This window comes from Paenibacillus aestuarii (assembly GCF_027789125.1).
Taxonomy (GTDB): domain Bacteria; phylum Bacillota; class Bacilli; order Paenibacillales; family NBRC-103111; genus Paenibacillus_E; species Paenibacillus_E aestuarii.
Window position 1 is genome coordinate 1 of sequence record NZ_JAQFVF010000001.1, and the last position, 17344, is coordinate 17344.

Consider the following 17344-nt stretch of genomic DNA (forward strand, 5'->3'; position numbering starts at 1 on the left):
CCGCGCCGCTAAGCCGGCAAAATCGGACTGCAGCGCGGTTTGGTCGCGCCTCCTCCGCTGTAGTCCGGAAAAACCGGACTACAGCATGCTCGCTTCACGGGCAGCGCTCTCTAGTCCGGTTTTGCCCAGCTGCAGCAAACTTCGCCCCATGTCGCCGACCGCACCACCGCGCCGCCATGCAAAAAAGGACTTCCATCTCACTGTTCAGTGGAAATGGAAGTCCTTTCTATTATCGCAGCTCCGGCACGATGTTCGGAGCAGTCTCACCTTTCAACGCCAGCACCAGGTTGCGGGCCGCAACCATGGCCATGTCGTTGCGCGTCTTCAAGGTCGCCGAGCCGATATGCGGCAGCGTGACCGCGTTGCTTAGTTGCAGCAGGCGGTTCGCCGGATCGACCGGTTCCTGGTCGAAGACATCGAGGCCGGCGGCGTAGATCGTCTTTTGCTCCAGCGCCTCGATCAAAGCCTCCTCATCCACCAACGCGCCCCGCGAAGCATTAATGAAGATGGCGGTTTGTTTCATTAAGGCAAATTGCGCTTTGCCGATCATTTTGTGCGTTTCCTTCGTGTGCGGCGCCATCAGTACAACAAAATCGGAAGTCGCCAGCAGCTCATCCAGCGGAGCGTATTGCACGCCAAGCCTTTCCTCAATGTCAGCTTTGCGGCTCCGGTTGCTGTATTGCACGTTCATATCGAATCCGAATTTGGCGCGCTTGGCAATGGCCTCGCCAATCCGGCCCATGCCGATAATTCCGAGCGTGGCATGGTGAACATCGACGCCGAACAGCTGCTCGTCGCGGACCGATGACACCCAGCCGCCGTCTCTGACCAGCTTGTCCAGCTCCGGCAGGCGGCGCGCTGCGGAAAGAATGAGACCAAACACCAGATCGGCTACCGTATCATCGAGGACATATGGCGTGTGCGTGCCGATGATGTGTCTGGCTTTCATCGCTGCAATATCAAAGTTGTCGTAGCCCACGGAAATATTGCTGACTACTTTCAGCTGCGGCGCGGATTCCAGCAAGGTGTTGTCAATGCGAACTCCAGCTGGAATGAGCCCCTCCACTTCCCCTAACAAAGCGGAAAACTGCAGGCTGTCTGTTTCATTTGAAGAAGGAATGATGATTTCGCAATGATCCGATAAATAAGACATCACTTCGCTTGGAAGCTTTTTCATAACAAGGACTTTAGGCTTGCTCATCGTACGACCTCCTTTTTCTAGTAACTGCCAGTTTCAGCATACCAGAATCACGAGTCAGGAGACAATCCTAATCGTTATGCGCTTCTTTTCATGACGCTGCTCATGCTACGCGAAGGTTTGCGATTCACGAGAACGATACTCATTAATATCAAAATTAACCCCTCTAGCAGCGAAAGCGAAAACGGCTCATGGAAGAATAGCGTCCCTGTCAATATAGCGACTAACGGGATCAAAAACGTATAGGAAGCCACTTTGCTCGCTTCACCGGAATCAATCAGCTTATAAAATACAAGCCAGCCTATCGCAATCACAAAAATGGAGATGAACAGCAAGCTCCAAATAAATGACGGCTCCCACGCAACTTTAGACCAGCTCTCTACTTCGGAGCCTAATAGCGTCATCAACACACCGCCGACGAGCAGCTGAAGGGTAACAAGCCAAATGGGGTCTACCATAGCCCCCTTTCTTTTTACATAGATCGTACCTAAGGCCCAGCTCAATGAAGATCCGAGTGCAAGCAAAATCCCCGCGGCAGAAATATGACCGGACACACCGCCGGAACCAAGGCAAATAACCCCGACACCGGCGAAGCCGAGGATCAATCCGGCGATTTTCAAACCGTTCATCGACTCTCCGAGCCAAATCCAGGAAAAAATGCCGACCAGCACAGGCTGAAGAAAGACGATCGCTGAAAATAAACCGGCAGGCAAAAATTTAAGGCCAATCGTTTGCAGGCCGTAATATAAGATGACATTTACCAGGGCGGAGACAAGATAGATGCCCCATGTTTTTTTCAACTGCAAATGTTTCCATCTAGGTATCGCGACGAACAGCAGCAACAAGCCGCCCAGCAGCGTTCTCGTCCCGGAGAACAATACGGGAGGCATATATGCCAATGCATATTTAGATAAAGGCCAGTTGACACCCCAGACGAGTACTAAGAAGACGATCAGCAGGGCGGTTTTCAACTTCGTAGATTTATTCACTTTGATGTTATTCTCCTTTATCTGCTTTTTACAAGAATGCTTTTAATATCCATGGTGTTATAAAAAGTGTAATGACGGCAGCCATGATCATCGAAATGCTCGATACCGTGCCTGTAAGGCTGCCAAACTCAAACGCTTTGGAAGTGCCGGCCCCGTGAGCGCTCGTTCCGAGCAGCACGCCGCGGGCGATATCGTTGCGGATGTTGCACAGCCGAATCACAAAGGGCCCGATCAACGAGCCGAAAATGCCCGTGATCATCACCGCAATAGCCGTTATCGTCGGAATGCCGCCAATCGACTGCGAGACGGCCATAGCAATCGGCGTCGTCGCGGAATGCGGGATGAGGCTGAAGATGAGCTGCGAGTCCAGATGCAGTGCTTTGGCGAGCCACATGGACGAGGCCACGGCTACCGCGGAGCCTGTCAGCACGCTGACGATAATTTGTACAGCATGTTTTTTCACGAGATCAAAATGCTTCGACAACGGTATGGCAAACGCAATCGTGGCGGGCTGAAGCATATCGGACAGCCAGTGCGCCCCTGCGTTATAGGTTTCGAATTGAATGCGCGAAGTCAGCAAAAGCACCGCTAAGGCCACAGGCGTAATAATTAGCGGAGAAAGAATCATAATAGGTTTGTAGCGATAAAGATGGCTGGATACTACATAAATCAGTACCGTGACCAAAATACTGGCAGCCCCCAAGATCATGGCCGTGATAACCCCTTTCGTTTGGCGATCACTTGCGCGACCAGTCCGCTGCAAACCATCACGATGACGGTTCCGAACACGATCACAAGCACGATTTGCAAACCCTTATCCACTAGCAATTGCCGGTATGAAATGATGCCGACCGCAGGCGGTATGAAAAACAGCAGCATCGTCGCGATCAGCCAGTTAGAGCCCGCCTCCAGCAGCTTGCGGGGAAGCAGCTTCATTTGGAGCAGAAGAAAAACGAGAATCATGCCTAGAATACTTCCGGGTACAGGGATATGCAGCCATTGGACAAGTTTGTTCATAAGCCAGGAAACGATGATTAAAAAAGCAATTTGGATACTAACGGTAAGCCCCGTCTTCATGGATCCATCCCCTTTCATGAAAAGTGTACAGCAGCCACTTTCATAGGTAAAATACATTTACAGAATGGTTTTCATTCCATTCGGTTATGAAGTTAGGGGGAGGAAACATCCGTTGGAAATCCGGCATTTGCAATACTTTTTGGAAGTGGTGCGGTGGCAAAGTTTTACTAAAGCCGCTCAGGCGCTCTATATTACACAACCAACGATCAGCAAAACGATTAAAATGATCGAAGACGAGCTGGGTGTCGTCCTGTTCGAGCGGATCGGCAGCAAACGCATCGTTCTGACCGATGCAGGCTCGATTCTTTTGGCACAGGCCGGGCAGATGGTCCAGTCGTTCGAATATATGACGTCGCGGCTCGATGAGCTTATGCAGGTTAAGGTCGGACGCATCCGCATAGGGCTGCCGCCGATGGTCGGGGTAAGCTTCTTCCCGCCCATTATCGGAAAATTCCACGAGCAGTTTCCGAAGATCACCCTGCAGCTCGTCGAGCACGGCGCCAAAAAAGTCGAGGCTGAGGTCGGGTCGGGCGAGCTCGATATCGGTGTCATCCTGCTGCCGACCAAGGACGAGCTGTTTGAATCCATATGCCTGGTGAAGCAGCGGCTGATGCTCGTCGTCTCCACTGCGCACCGATTGGCTTCAAGTCCCGAAGTTCGGTTGGCTGAGCTGAGGGAGGAGCCTTTTCTGCTGTTTCATGAAGATTTTGCTTTGCATGACCGGATTATTGCCGCCTGCGAGGAGCAGGGCTTCCAGCCGAACGTTGTTTATAAAAGCACGCAATGGGATTTTATTTGCGAGATGGTCGCCGCCAATCTGGGCATCGCTTTGCTGCCCGAAGCGATCTGCAAGGAGCTGGATCCGCAGCGCTTGCGTGTGATCGCTTTGACGCAGCCGGTGCTCCCCTGGCATCTGGCTATGATTTGGCGGCGGGACGGTTACTTGTCCTATGCGGCGCGGGAGTGGATCGCTTTTGTGCAGAAGATGTTCGGAGAGTAAGAATACGAGAAAACGAGACGCCGTTTGTGACGTCCCGTTTTTTTGTATTTTTTAAGTGTCCACTTGGGTTGACTGGGCGGATTTGGCAGCAGGAAATTCGGTAACAACGGAACACAGCCTTACTTCAGCTCAAGCAAGTCAATGGAAAATCAATATTAGCAATGCCGACGGATCCTCTGGTTCATTTGATGCAGCTGTTCGTGATGGACGACCTGTAAGATTTAAAATACATACGCACTTGCAGCGAAAAGAGCCTCCTAACCGGGGGCTCTTTTCGCTGCAAGCTCATTCGTTTCACCGATGAGCTCATGTATGATGGCGATGGCGCTTAGCATATCATCTCCATTAACCGTAAGCCCCGTGTAAGCTTGTTGCACACGCGACTCAAACTGCTCGGGCGCGATGGCGAATCTCGCCACGTAGGCTACGGCGCCTTTTTCATTCAGCATGTAGTCGCCATTCAAGGCAAAAAGCACTTGCGTCAAGCAGCTTACCGCACGAAACAAATGCCCGGCGATATAAGAAATATCGCCGCGGGACACGCCTTTTGAGGCGTTGTCAGCCGAGAATGCCGCTTCCCATAGAAACTTGGCGACTGTTGCTTGTTGCAGCACCGGCGAATACGGCTGCGTATGAGCTTTCAACCCGGCAATCAGCCCTTTGGGGTCCCATAAAGGCCGGCATACCGCGATTTCGCCCATATAAATACTGTTCACAAATCCATGCGGGTGACCAGGCTGATAATCGATGCGCACCATGCCATGCGTGCAATCCTCGATCGTTTCCGCCACTTTCTCGAGCTCGCGATACAGAAAATCAACGCCCAAACCGTTCACTTGCAGCCAGCCGCCGCCATTAATCCACGGTCCCCACTCGCCGATCGGAGTTACCAGACTATCCCGCTTCAAGTCATCGAGCTGTCGGGCAATCTCTGACAATGCATCAAGGTCAAGCGGTCTATTCGCTCTGTAATAAATGCCGATATCCAAATCGGATTTCTCGGTATGTGTCCCCCGAGCACGGGAGCCGCCGAGAACGACGGCTTCCACGCCCGAGACATTTTTCAGTCGATCTGTGATCCGTTCCAGTAAGGAAGTAACTTCCATAGCCGCACCTGCATTCCCTTAACATTTCCTTGTGGCCTTGTTGCCTTATTGCCTTATTGCCTTATAGCCTTATTGCCTTATAGCCTTATTACTTTATTGCCTTCTAGCCTTCTAGCCCTGTGGCCGCCACTATGCGCCAAACGGTCAAACGCATGCCCTTTCCGCTGCCCGCCTACAGCGTCCAAGTTTTCCCGCAAGCCTGCACCTCGATGCCAGCAGCATCGCCGTGCAGGACGCTAACGACAGGCTCAATTTCGCCTGTTGCGCTGTTCTTCGCTTGGCTGTAGGTTCCCCAAGCCGTTCCTGTACTCCAGAAGCAGGTGAACTGCTCCTGCTCAATGACCGGCGCAAATTTCATTTGTTTGCGCGCCATATCAAACTCAAAACCGCTCAGCGCCACCAGCAAGCCCCAGCTTGCCATGGAACGCGCATAGTGGTGGCCGCACTCCACTTCGTTCCACGGGCTGCGGCGCACGCCGTCGTGACGGTCGCGCACGGCTTTGACGACGGTCAGTCCTTCTTCGATCAGGCCTTCATAGATCAAGTGCGTAGCGACTTGGTACTCAATACCGGTCCATACCTCGTCGGAATACACAAACGGCAGGCGGGGACGTCCGCCTTGCGGCCAGGAGCAGAGGAGCAGTCCCTGCTCGTCATTGAGCACGTAGGTTCTCTGACAATTGGCATGATTGGAGAAGTCCGTCTTGAAGTTGTATTTGAACACGGAATGAATCGCCTGCTTGACATGCTCCTTCGGCAATAAATAACCGAGGCCGTACAGATGCGCGAGCTGCTGCCCCAGCAGTTGGTCGGACAGACAGCCGATGCCATGCTGATACTTATACGCATTGACATCTTCAAGGCGCTGTACGTAGTACTCGCCGTTCCACGTCAGCTTCTCGAGCTGGGCGGAGCTTTTGGCGAATACATCTTTGTACAAGTTAACCGTGGCTTCTTCGCCCAAATAAGCGGCCATTTCCTGTCCGGCTCTTAATGCCCCCAGGAAGAAGGTGCCCGTCAAAGGGTTCGGCCCGTAAAACTCGATATCGTACGTATTGTGCTGCACGCCGTCAAACACATAATCTTCATCCGTGTCCCAATGGTTGAAAGCGAATTTCAAAGTCTTTTTCACCGATGGCCACAGCTCACGCAAAAAGGTGTCGTCTCCGGTCAGCTTCCATTCCCGGTACACCCTCATGATCGCGCCCATCTGCCCGTCGGCGGCCGCCGGAGCTTCCTTGCCGTGCCAAATCCATTCGGTGTCGAACATTTTCAGCGCGCGGAAGTTCATTTTCCCATCGTCGTTGATCTCTTCTAGGAACTCGGTGCGCCGCATGTTCTGTTCCAGAGACGGGAACAGGAATGCCAGCGTCTGCGCATAGTTCCATACATGGGTGCAGTTCCCGTCGCAGCAGCCCCAGTCGTTGAAGCAGCCTTCGTAGCCGAGGAAGCGTCCGTCCTTCAGCCAGAAGCAAGTCGTGCTGCGAAGCACTGTGATGTTGTTGGCGATCGCTTCCGTCACGTAAGGCGGGAAAGTGCTGCTGAACAGCGCGTCCCGGAACTTGAACGTTTCCTGCTGTAAGCGGGGTAAATGGTTGACCAGATACGAAGCCGCAGACCACGAGCTGTCGAACTGATTGACGTAGTGATTTTGCGTCAACTCACGCCCTGGCGCCTTTACCCTGACATTCTCGCTCCACCCATTCAACCGATTGGGGAAATACCAGGACAAAATGAACTGGATCGGTTTGGTTTCGCCCGGAGCCAGCGTTTCATACACGCCAAGCGTTGCTGTATCCGTTTTCCCTTCCTCGCTCGGTGTTTCATAGCCTAGGTCATTAAGCCGTCCATCCTCGGCAAAATCATCCCAGAATTCCTGCAGGAAATCAAACCAAACTCCACGCAGCCAAGCTCTTTTGTACGTCACCTGCCGATTCGTTGTCACCAAGGATAAGTTGCCATACTTCTCCTCGCCGGATTGGTATTTATTGGAATATAGATGAAGTCCGCTAAACCCCGCAGCGGTCCGGTACTCATTCACATTTTGCCCCGCTTCAGGAGTGATTAGATTGTAGAACTTATCATAGCTGAAACCGCCAATCGGATTAAGCAGCGATCCGGCGATCGTCACATCCACCGGCTTATCGGATGTATTGGTCACGTGATACGTCAGCACGGCGCCAGGCAGTCCTGAATCGTTCGGATTCAAGGGGATGAACGGGGTAAAAGCTTCCAGCGATACGGACACGGGCAGATCGCGATCTGTAAAATCAATGCGGGCAACAGGGAACTCCCCTCGCAGCGTTGAGGCATCGAGGCGGGGCAGCCCTCCGCCCGAGATCGGATGATAGCCGTGCGACAAGCTGTGCGGCGGCGTGATTTTGGACTCCAGCACCTTCGCGACCGGCGCAGCGCCTTCAGCTTTCGCCCAGATGGCGAAATAGCTGTTCGGCAAGCTGACGCCTTTGCCCGGGTGGTTGAACAGTTCCCAATCGCGCAGCTCCCCTCTCGCACCGAGCGATACGTTCCCGGCGCCGATCCCGCCAAGCAGGAAAGCCGCCTCCGTAGCCTCGCCTGAATAGGTCCGCTGCGGACCTAATTCAAATAATGTTTCCCTCGCATTTCCCATGTTGTTTGCTCCTCTCCCGACATGCATATTTTTGTCATCATGAAGTTCATGGATGCCGTCAGCTAGATTTTCAATCCACCTACAGACAAGCCTTCAATTAAATACTTTTGGCCAAACATATAGAATAGAAGCGGTGGAATTAAGGACAGTGTGACACCGGCGAGCACGGCGGACAAGTTTCCCGTTCCGAAGAGGCCGGTTAATACGGTCATCCCGAGCGGCAGCGTCATTTTCTCATATGTATTGAGGAAAATGAGCGGACGGAAAAAATCGTTCCAGTTGGCAATGAACAGCAGCACGGATGTTACGGATACCGCAGGGAATGCCATCGGCAGAATGACTTTCAAGAACACCCACATGCGGTTCGCGCCGTCCATGTAGGCTGCCTCATCATAGCTGTGCGGAATCGTCAGCATCATCTGGCGAATCATGAATATTCCGAGCGGGTTAATGAGCGCCGGCAAAATGATCGCCCAGTGCGTATCGACAAGCCCCAGCTTCGAGATCAAAATGAACTGCGGAATGATCGTCACCTGTGACGGAATCATCAAGCCGGATAAAAAGACGAGGAAGATGACATCCCTGCCGGGAAATTTGATGCGCGAGAAAGCAAAGGCCGCCATACTGGAAATCAACACGTGGCCGATGACGACGATGGCTGCAATTTTAATGCTGTTGGTGATGAAAGCGGCAAACGGAACTTTCTCGAACACTTCCTGGTAATTCTCCCACACGAAGGAGGTCGGAAAAATGGCCGGCGGCAGCGCGAACGAATCCTTCGCCAGGCGCAAGGAAGTAGAAAATATCCAAAGAAACGGGATAATCATGTAGGCTGCCACAAGCAGAAGCACAATGTAAAGCAGCACGGTTCGGGCTTTAATTCTGGCGCCTGGCCTTCCCGCTTTAACCCCGATCACGCTGTTCGCTGCATAAGCTGGTTTGTGCGCATCCATTTCAATCGGACACCTCCTTTACTCCTGGTCATAGGATACCCATCGGCTGCTGAATCTGAATTGCATGATGGTGATCGCTAGAATGATGATAAATAAACTGAGGGAAACCGTTGAAGCATAACCCATTGCATGGTTTTGAAACGCTTGCTCATAGATGTACAAGCTGATCGTCCTCGAAGCGTCTCCAGGCCCGCCTCCGGTAATTAGGTACGGCTCATCAAAAATCTGAATCGCGCCGATCAAGGTGACGACCAGTACGAAGAAGATCGTCGGTGTCAGCATGGGCAACGTAATGCGGAAGAAAGATTGGGTCGCGTTGGCGCCGTCGATTTCGGCGGCTTCGTACAAGCTTTTCGGAATGTTTTGCAAGCCGACCAAATAGTAGAGAAACGGGTTGCCGACAAACTTCCAGAAACTGAAAATTGCAACCGACACATATACCCAATGCGGGTCATTCAGCCAAGGGATCGGCGCAGCGCCAAACAAACTGAGCAAATAGTTCATGATCCCGAAGTTGAAATCGTACATATACACCCACGCTACGGCCACAGCAGCCGTCGTCACTAACACCGGGAAATAAAAGGCGGTGCGGAAAATATATTTCCATTTCACGGACACCACCTTCGTTACCCCGAGCGCCAAAAGCAAGCCCATGATCAAATGTAAAGGCACGAGAATGAGCACAAATTCAATCGTGTTGCCGTAGACGGTTCCTAAGCGTGTATCATGGAAAAACTTCACAAAGTTATCAAGTCCGACAAACACGGCCGGCGTAATGACATCGTAGCGATGAAAACTTAAAATGATCGAATTCACCAACGGCTCAGCGATGAATAAGCCGAAGACGATCAGAGCAGGCAGCAGGAATAAATAGCCGGCGAACGCGTCTCTTACGGCTTTGCTGTTCATTTCTTCTGCGCCAATAGATCGTTAATTTCTTGGGCAGCCTTCTTCATCGCTGTTGCTGCATCCGATTGATTTGATAAAATATCCGACATATGTCTGTTAAAAATAGCTTCAATGCCTGCATATTCAGCCGGCGCTTGAACCGCTACGGCAATGTCCGCACTTTCGGAATATACGCTCCAGTTCTTGATCGGGCTCTTCGGCAGCACTTCGTTCATGACGGATTTGCGTGCTGGAATGGAGTCGGCGGAAAGCATCGTTCTTTGCGAATCAGGGTTGCTTAAGAAAGCTGATAGCAAATAGGATTCTTTCGGGTGCTTCGTGGATTTCAATACCGGGAAGCTGCCGTCACCGTAGATCACTTTTTGCGTTGTAAACTTTGGTACGAATTGGACTTCTACGGACTTGAAGTTATTTTTCTCGTAGGTGCCGAACGGCCATTTGCCTGCTGCAATCATGCCCACCTGTCCTGTCATCAATTGATTAATCATATCTGTCTTCGGATTCGGTACAGGCGCAACTTTATATTTGTAGATCAAGTCTTGGAAAAACTGCATCACTTCGATCGCTTTCGGATCATCCAGCGTACTCTTCGTCATATCAGCGTTCAACACGTTCGTGTCATTGTTGAGCAGCCATGCGGATGCACCGAAGTAGTAGTTCGGAATAGCGAAGCCGTACGTTTTTTTGCCGTTCTCTTCCGTTGTCATCGCTTGCGCATATTTCAAGAAGTCATCCTTTGTCCAATTCTTATCCGGCACAGGCAGGTTCGCCTTCTTCAGCATGTCCGTATTGAAGTGAACGACGACGTTATTCCAATCCCAGGCAAAGCCATATGTTTTGTTGTCAATGACGAATGCTGACTGCAGTTTCGTATGGAAGTCATCGTAATTTTCCAAAGCTGCCGGATCGCTCTTCATATAGTCATCAAGTGGAAGCGCCATGCCGCTTTTGACGAACATTTGAATACCTTCGATCGCAACACGGATGACGTCTGGGGAGTTGCCGCCAGCAGCCATCGTCTGTAATTTGTTAAAATAGTCTGCCCAGCTATTGTTCGGTACAAAGATCAGCTTCACTTTGATGTTAGGGTATTTATCCGTGAACTTCTTCAGAAACTTCTCCAGATCATCCTTCTTCTCGTCTCCGCCAGGATAAGCCAGCGTAAGCTCTACTTTCTCCCCGCTGCCGGAACTTGATGCGGTCTGACTTGAATTGCTGCTGCAGGCTACCAAACTCAACGTGAAAACCAAGACCAACACCCACGTCAGAATCTTTTTCATTTGAATAGACACCTCTCCGCAATCAAAATGAAAAGCTGTTCCTTCATTTGCGTTCACGTGAACGGAAACCTTGACGAGTAACACCGTTCACGTGAACGAGTTCATTATAGCAAAGCCCAATCGTTCGTGTAAACGCTTTATTTTGTCGTAATTTGGAAAGGTGGACAAAAAATATTTTTAACAGAAATTAGAAATCGTGCACGTGAACGGGATTGACCGCTGCGCCATCCCTGTTATACGATATGCCTATATGCTTCTTTCGTAGGAGGTTAAGTGCCAAGTATGACCATTACCAGCTTCCAGATTGCTGAACTTTGCGGTTTATCGCGAGGAACCGTCGATCGCGCCTTAAATAACCGGCCGGGCATCAGTCCGAAAACGCGGGAAAAAATACTGAAAGCCGCCGAAGAGCTCGGCTACCGACCGCATTTTCTGGCGCAAAGCCTGGTCAAGGGCCGGACGAAGACGCTAGGCCTGGTCATGTTCGATGTCCAGAACCGTATCTTCGCCCAGTTGTTCCATTCTTTTGAGGCCGAAGCGCGCAAGCAAGGTTTCTTCGTCTATTTGGCTCTATCGAACAAAGACCCCGATTTAGAAATCGAATATATTAACAACCTGCTGGATCGAAAAGTCGATGGCATCGCCCTGCATTCCGTAAATAAAGGCAAGGAGTTTGAAGCGTATCTCCACAAAGCGAGAGTGCCGATCGTTTCCTTCGGCAACCAGATTTCCAAGCAGTTCCCGCTCGTTTGGATCAACGATAAAGTAGCCATCAAAGAAGCTGTAAGCTTGATTCAGGCCAAGGGCTATCAGCATATTCTCTATGTCAGTCCCCCGCTGCGTTACAAGGGGAAGAGTAATATTTTCGGTCCGGAGCAGCGGCATAAAGGCTTCCTGGAAGCGGTCAAAGAACAAGCGGAGCTAAGTTATACCGTGATTACGGAAAAAGATTTTCTGGCGGTCATCGGCCATTATTTGTACCTCCCCCACAAGAAAACCGCAATTCTTTGTACGAGCGATATGTACGCGTTAGATGTTTTGAAATTTTTAAGCAGCAAAAAAATCCTTGTCCCCGAGCAAGTCGGCGTCATGGGCTTCGATAATATTGACACGTTAAACTACGTCAATCCCGCCTTGACCACCATTGACTACAGTGTCGATGACATCGGCACGACGTTGGTGGAATCTTTGATCCGCAAGCAGGAGGGCCAAAAAATCCCCAATCTGACGACGATCTCCCACCGGATTATCGTTAGGGATTCGATATAGAACAAAGATCGCCAATTTATCCATCGTGGACGAAGGATTGGCGATCTTTGTTTACGGTTACGAAGAAGCTGAACCTAACTTATGGGTGTTACAGATAGAGCTGCTTTTGACTGCTGCTGTCGATGAAATGTGCCGCCTCTAGCATTAGGGTGGGGGTTCTTTTGGTCGTTCAGAGGAAAGGTGTAAATAAGCTGATAGCCATTTTCCCTTTTTTGAAAGGTGAAATGGGTTTAAGGTAAAAGCATACAAAACGATAAAGAAAGAGGAAATTCTTATGAAGGATCTGCGAAAAGTAGGGATTGGCATCATCGGGTTAGGGGGTGTGGGCCAAAAGGTGCTGCAAACATTTGCCCGCCATCCTCAGGCCGAGGTTCGTGCGGTTTGCGACACGGATGTTGCTTTACTTGCCCGTACCAAGGCCATGGGAAACGACCTGTTCGCCAGTACGCAATATGAGGACGTGCTTGCTCATGATCAAGTCGATCTCATCTATATCGCCGTTCCACCCAAATATCACTACCCCATCGTCATGAGTGCGATTGCAAAGCAGAAGCACATTCTGTGCGAGAAGCCTCTGGCCAATTCGCTGGAAGAAGCTGAAGACATGCTCCGCGGAGCGGCCGATTCGAAAATTGTGCATGCGATGAACTTCCCGACCTTTTTTCGTCCTTCGTATCGCGAATTCTCCCGCTGTCTGCAAGAACGGAGGATCGGTGAGCTGCGCCGGGTCGAAGTGACCTTGAACTTCCCCGTCTGGCCCCGTGCCTGGCAGCAAAACGCGTGGATCGGCAGCCGTGAGCAGGGCGGATTTGTCCGCGAAGTGTTGCCGCATTTTATTCAGCTCATCTTGGCTGAGTTCGGAGATTTGCGGCAAATCGCTTCTTCTCTGGAATATCCCGCGGACACACAACTCTGTGAAACCGGGATTTTGGCCCTGCTGGAGCTGGATCGGCAGGTGCCTGTGCTCATTACCGGGATGAGCGGCGCTGCTGCTGCTGAGCACGTTGCTTTAACAGCGATAGGAACGCATGGCACGGCTTCGCTGACGAACTGGAGCCAGTTCCTGTACGCGGCAAGCGGGGAACCGCTTGCTCCTGTTGAACTGGCTGAGACGGACCATCTATACGCGATGGTGGATGGCGTCATTCAATCGGTGCTCGGACACACGTCCGTCGTCGTTAATTTTGCCACAGGCTATAAAGTTCAGCGCATTTTAGAGGGGCTGCGGGGGAGCGGCGCACTTCGTTAGACCGCAAAAAACGGAGCCCGCTCTGCCGCGAAGGACCCTTTATCAGGCAGACACAGTTATCTGCAAGGTCACTTCACAGCAGCGGCTCCGCTCTGTTGTCATGTCAGCGAAATCGGTTCTTCCAGGGCAGCCTCCAGAGGTTGTCCTTCTTTATAGTACAATTTAGGCGACAATAGAATGAAGAAAATATGCGCGTCGCGAAATCCATGCTCGGCCAGCAAGCTGTTCATAGCCAAAGCGATGCGGTCATGCATGTCCTGATCGCGAGGAAACATAAGAATCTCGAGGGATGGCGGAGAATTCGTAATCTGCTCGACGAGCAGAAGCTCGATTTTCACCTTTTGCGGCAAGACGCCTGTAATCTTGGAAAACTCACGAATGATGTCAGTCGAAATCGACGAAACGAACTCTTTTTGAAAACCTTTAAACCGGAGAAAGGGCATGCTGATTCCTTCTTTGCATAAATGTTAGCGAATTTATTCATTTTATTAGAAAAATCAACCCAAAAACAAAACCAATTTTAGATCAAATCATTCTCAGAACTAGATAGATATGTGCAAAACCAGCAAATTAACCGCTCGCTAACTCCATCCTAGGCGATCTTTGGACCGTCTCCCGCCAAACGTCAAGCATCGTCCCCGACTTAAGACCAGTCTCCAATACCGTCGTCAGTCTGTTTTCCCCTACTCGCAGAAGTCTTATACTCAGTACATGAAGTTAAGTACTTAAGCACATAACGACTACGAACAAGGAGTGTATATACAATGAGTAAATTTTACCGTTCTTCGACAAACAAATGGGTAACAGGGATTTGCGGAGGCATCGCTCAATATTTGAATGTGAACGTAACGCTTGTGCGGATCGCCATGGTGTTGGCCGCATTTTGCAGTTTTGGCACGACGCTGCTATTATATTTCATCGCCAGTATGCTGACGCCTAAAGACCCTTTTATTCAATATCAGTAACAGAATCGCATACAAAAATAACAGGAATCAGCCTATCCTGCGTGCTCAGAATTCACTATACTGAGAACTGAAGCAGGCATGTGCACGCCTTGTTTCATCAAATTAGTCAAGGTGGAATCTGAACATGCTGCAGAAGCAGGCTGACCTCGTAATACGCCGGAAAAGTGACTCCCAGTTGACGGCTCTTCGCGGCTTGCAATTTTGGTTGTATGCAACAAATGTGTTATCGCCGTTCCTTCCGGTTTACTTCCAGACGAAGGGGTATTCTTCCGGACAAATCGGTTTCATGATGATGCTGGGGCCGCTGTTGGCCGTGTTCTTCCAGCCTGTATGGGGATATTTGAGCGATCGGTTAGGTACCGTAAAGAAAATCATTTTCCTCCTCTGGACCTTAAGCATCCTATCCAGTATCGGCTTATTCACTGCAAACTCATACGAATTGACATTAGCGTTTGTCACCCTCTTTTATTTCTTTTGGCTGCCATCCATTCCGCTGATGGATAGCATCACGATAAAAGCGACTGAACGCAGAGGCCAATCTTTCGGCTCAGTCCGTCTGTTCGGGTCGCTCGGCTTCACAGTCGTCCTAATCATCGGAGGCATCCTGCTCGGCCAATGGCTGGGCATCCATAGCTTGTCCCTTATTTTCTGGGCGACATGGATCGTTCCGCTGCTGCTTCTTTTCAAGCTCCGGGATGAGCCGGCCTCTGGTGAGCGGATGTCCTTGCAATCGCTAATGCCGATTCTGAAAAATAAATCGTTCTTATGGTTTCTGCTGCTCGTCTTCATCATCTCCGTCCCGCACCGGATGCATGATGTGATGTTCAGCTTGTATCTCTCCAAAGCCGGGGGCTCGGACGCCATGGTCGGCTGGTCATGGGCTTTGGCTGCGTTGGCGGAGCTGCCGGCGTTTGCTTTGCTTAGCAAATATTTACACCGGATGCGGGAATTCAATGTTATTGGCTTGGTTTGCTTGCTATACGTGCTGCGCTGGCTCGCATATGCCTATACGACGGACCCTTGGGTGATGTTCGCGCTGCAAGCAGGAGCGGCTGTTACGTTCGCCGTATTCTGGATCACCGTCGTCCACTGCACCGTCTCTATGCTGCCGCGGCAGTTGACCTCCACAGGGCAATCTTTGCTGGCGATGGTCTTCCTCGGATTCGCCGGCATCTCCGGCGGGAGCATCGGCGGCTGGCTGGAGGATCACTATGGCGGATCCAGCATGTACGTGTTCGCAGCCATCGTCTCTTTGGTGGCGAGCTTGGCCTTTTTCGGCAGCGAATTCGTTGCTCGCAGGCGGCGTGAGGCACAGCTGCTCAGATAAGCCTCCCTCTTCCAGGGGGGCTTTTGCTCGTCCTCTCTCGCGGGGCTGTGATGATGCTTGTGTGCCATCTCATGCAGGCGCGCTCCACTGCGCGCCCTGGCGACCCGTCAACCCATCATTTCCTCCACCACAAACGCCCCATTCACCGCCCGGACACGAAACAGCCGATCGAACCCTTCACACAGCTCGGGTGGCTTTAATTTGTTCATGACGCTGCGAAGGCCTGCTTCCGCAACTTGGGTTTTTCCTTGCCTCTCCTTATTCCTTGCCAGCGAAGCTTCGAAGTCCGGCTCAAAGAAATAGCCGATCACCTGGAATTTATGCTGCTTCGCCAACTCAATATACGTCTTTCTGTCCTCCGCCGACGGGTTGGTATTATCGACCACAAAAGGCTGCTTAGCCTCAAAGGAAGCCGTCAAGTAGATACGCTCCCTATGCCTGGTTCGGAGCATGTCAAGATTAATGCGGATGTGCGTATTGAAAAAGCGCTCCTTACAAAACGTCGATTTGCCGGAAGCTTGAAGCCCCATCAGGATCACACATTCCATGCTACTCCTCCTTGTCCAGGTAGACAAATTGATTTAAATAATCCCGATTTTGGGAAAAGATCGGCGTATCAAGATCAACTTCCCACTTGTGCCGGACAGCCTCCCCTTTCAGGTAGCTCTGTTTGATGACGCAAACGCCGCGTTTTTGCCACACCGGCAGGTCGTTCCAATTCAAGCCTTTTTCCAGGAACAGCTTGTCCTGCAGCCGCTTGCCGTCAAGCCCTTGCAGTTCCTGATGCGCGAACTGGGATTGGGCCACCATCGAGATGCTATTTTTCGTGGCATCCTGCTGTCTCCATACAAAATAATTCGCCACCTCATCATGAGGCACCACCCAGGCTCTGGCATCGAAAGTTGCCAATTGTTTGTCAGGGTAGTACAGGCGAATCTGCTCATTGAATTTGGCGGTCGCAAGAGAGGCGGAGACCGATACTATTTTTTGCAAATTGTTATCAAACCAGGATTGGGTTGTTAATTTATCATAGTTGGTCAGCAAGATGGAAATTTCATCGCTTTGTTGATACACCACCTTGCACCCCATCATATTTTCCGCCAAAAATATACAAGTCGCCCACATCGCTTCGGTTAGCGATTTATCGAAGGGCTTATCGAGTCCTCTTGTAAACGTATGAAAATGGCAACCATCAATCCGAAGAATTACGGGAAGACGGCGTGGTAAAGTAAGTCGGTAAGCATTTTCATAGTCTTTCATCCTGTTTCCAAAGTCATCTCGTTTCATCTGCAGGTCACTTCCTTTCTTTTCTGTCCCCATAGGAATCCCCATCTACCTGTATAAATTTTACAATAAAATTGAATATTAGGGTATATACCTACATCATCCCCGG

General features: G+C 50.9%; 17 protein-coding genes. 5 read left to right on the forward strand and 12 right to left on the reverse strand.

The annotated features are described in order from the left end of the window. Positions 1-229: 229 nt before the first annotated feature. From O9139_RS00005 to O9139_RS00020, 4 genes are all read right to left on the reverse strand, one after another. A complete protein-coding gene (locus O9139_RS00005; RefSeq protein ID WP_270877386.1) occupies positions 230-1201 on the reverse strand; it encodes a 2-hydroxyacid dehydrogenase in 972 nt (323 codons plus the stop codon). Between the two features lie 74 nt (positions 1202-1275). After that, positions 1276-2187, reverse strand: coding sequence for a DMT family transporter (locus tag O9139_RS00010; RefSeq protein ID WP_270877387.1), 912 nt, complete (start codon positions 2185-2187; stop codon positions 1276-1278). Positions 2188-2215: 28 nt separating this feature from the next. Next, complete coding sequence (locus tag O9139_RS00015; protein WP_270877388.1) at positions 2216-2896, reverse strand: LrgB family protein; 681 nt, start codon at positions 2894-2896, stop codon at positions 2216-2218. After that, the gene (locus O9139_RS00020) at positions 2893-3264 is read right to left on the reverse strand and encodes a CidA/LrgA family protein (RefSeq protein ID WP_270877389.1); all 372 of its coding nucleotides are present in this window, start codon (positions 3262-3264) and stop codon (positions 2893-2895) included. The genes O9139_RS00015 and O9139_RS00020 overlap by 4 nt, the downstream gene beginning before the upstream one ends. A 112-nt stretch (positions 3265-3376) precedes the next feature. Here O9139_RS00020 and cidR point away from each other — a divergent pair, with 112 nt between their 5' ends. Further along, positions 3377-4264, forward strand: a complete 888-nt coding sequence (cidR, locus tag O9139_RS00025; protein ID WP_270877390.1) for a cidABC operon transcriptional activator CidR — start codon at positions 3377-3379, stop codon at positions 4262-4264. A 257-nt stretch (positions 4265-4521) separates the two neighbouring features. Here cidR and O9139_RS00030 read toward each other — a convergent pair whose 3' ends face one another. The 5 genes from O9139_RS00030 to O9139_RS00050 form a co-directional block, all read right to left on the reverse strand. Continuing rightward, a complete protein-coding gene (locus O9139_RS00030) occupies positions 4522-5370 on the reverse strand; it encodes a nucleotidyltransferase domain-containing protein (RefSeq protein WP_270877391.1) in 849 nt (282 codons plus the stop codon). A 172-nt stretch (positions 5371-5542) separates the two neighbouring features. Beyond that, positions 5543-7999 (reverse strand): GH116 family glycosyl-hydrolase, encoded by a 2457-nt coding sequence (locus O9139_RS00035; protein WP_270877392.1) that lies wholly within the window; start codon positions 7997-7999, stop codon positions 5543-5545. 62 nt (positions 8000-8061) lie between these two features. Beyond that, positions 8062-8952 carry a carbohydrate ABC transporter permease gene (locus O9139_RS00040; RefSeq protein WP_270877393.1) on the reverse strand — a complete coding sequence of 297 codons (891 nt, stop codon included), beginning with the start codon at positions 8950-8952 and terminating at the stop codon, positions 8062-8064. Between the two features lie 18 nt (positions 8953-8970). Beyond that, on the reverse strand, positions 8971-9861 hold the full coding sequence (locus O9139_RS00045; protein ID WP_270877394.1) for a carbohydrate ABC transporter permease: 891 nt from the start codon (positions 9859-9861) through the stop codon (positions 8971-8973). Then, positions 9858-11141: an ABC transporter substrate-binding protein gene (locus tag O9139_RS00050; RefSeq protein WP_270877395.1), complete on the reverse strand. Its 1284-nt coding sequence runs from the start codon at positions 11139-11141 to the stop codon at positions 9858-9860. Before O9139_RS00050 ends, O9139_RS00045 begins: the two co-directional genes overlap by 4 nt. A gap of 282 nt (positions 11142-11423) precedes the next feature. Here O9139_RS00050 and O9139_RS00055 point away from each other — a divergent pair, with 282 nt between their 5' ends. Continuing rightward, positions 11424-12410, forward strand: coding sequence for a LacI family DNA-binding transcriptional regulator (locus O9139_RS00055; protein ID WP_270877396.1), 987 nt, complete (start codon positions 11424-11426; stop codon positions 12408-12410). Positions 12411-12684: 274 nt separating this feature from the next. Continuing rightward, positions 12685-13659: a Gfo/Idh/MocA family protein gene (locus O9139_RS00060; protein ID WP_270877397.1), complete on the forward strand. Its 975-nt coding sequence runs from the start codon at positions 12685-12687 to the stop codon at positions 13657-13659. Positions 13660-13757: 98 nt separating this feature from the next. On the opposite strand, the gene O9139_RS00065 is transcribed toward O9139_RS00060, so the two are convergent. Further along, positions 13758-14102: a DUF1904 family protein gene (locus O9139_RS00065; RefSeq protein WP_270877398.1), complete on the reverse strand. Its 345-nt coding sequence runs from the start codon at positions 14100-14102 to the stop codon at positions 13758-13760. Between the two features lie 321 nt (positions 14103-14423). On the opposite strand from O9139_RS00065, the gene O9139_RS00070 reads away from it, so the two are divergent. Further along, positions 14424-14624 (forward strand): PspC domain-containing protein, encoded by a 201-nt coding sequence (locus O9139_RS00070; RefSeq protein WP_270877399.1) that lies wholly within the window; start codon positions 14424-14426, stop codon positions 14622-14624. 124 nt (positions 14625-14748) lie between these two features. Further along, the gene (locus O9139_RS00075; protein WP_270877400.1) at positions 14749-15951 is read left to right on the forward strand and encodes an MFS transporter; all 1203 of its coding nucleotides are present in this window, start codon (positions 14749-14751) and stop codon (positions 15949-15951) included. A gap of 107 nt (positions 15952-16058) precedes the next feature. Here the strand turns inward: O9139_RS00075 and O9139_RS00080 are convergent, their stop codons facing one another. After that, entirely contained in the window at positions 16059-16499 is a 441-nt protein-coding gene (locus O9139_RS00080) for an AAA family ATPase (RefSeq protein WP_270877401.1), read from the reverse strand. A 1-nt stretch (position 16500) separates the two neighbouring features. Then, entirely contained in the window at positions 16501-17238 is a 738-nt protein-coding gene (locus tag O9139_RS00085; protein ID WP_270877402.1) for a tRNA(His) guanylyltransferase Thg1 family protein, read from the reverse strand. Positions 17239-17344: the final 106 nt, after the last annotated feature.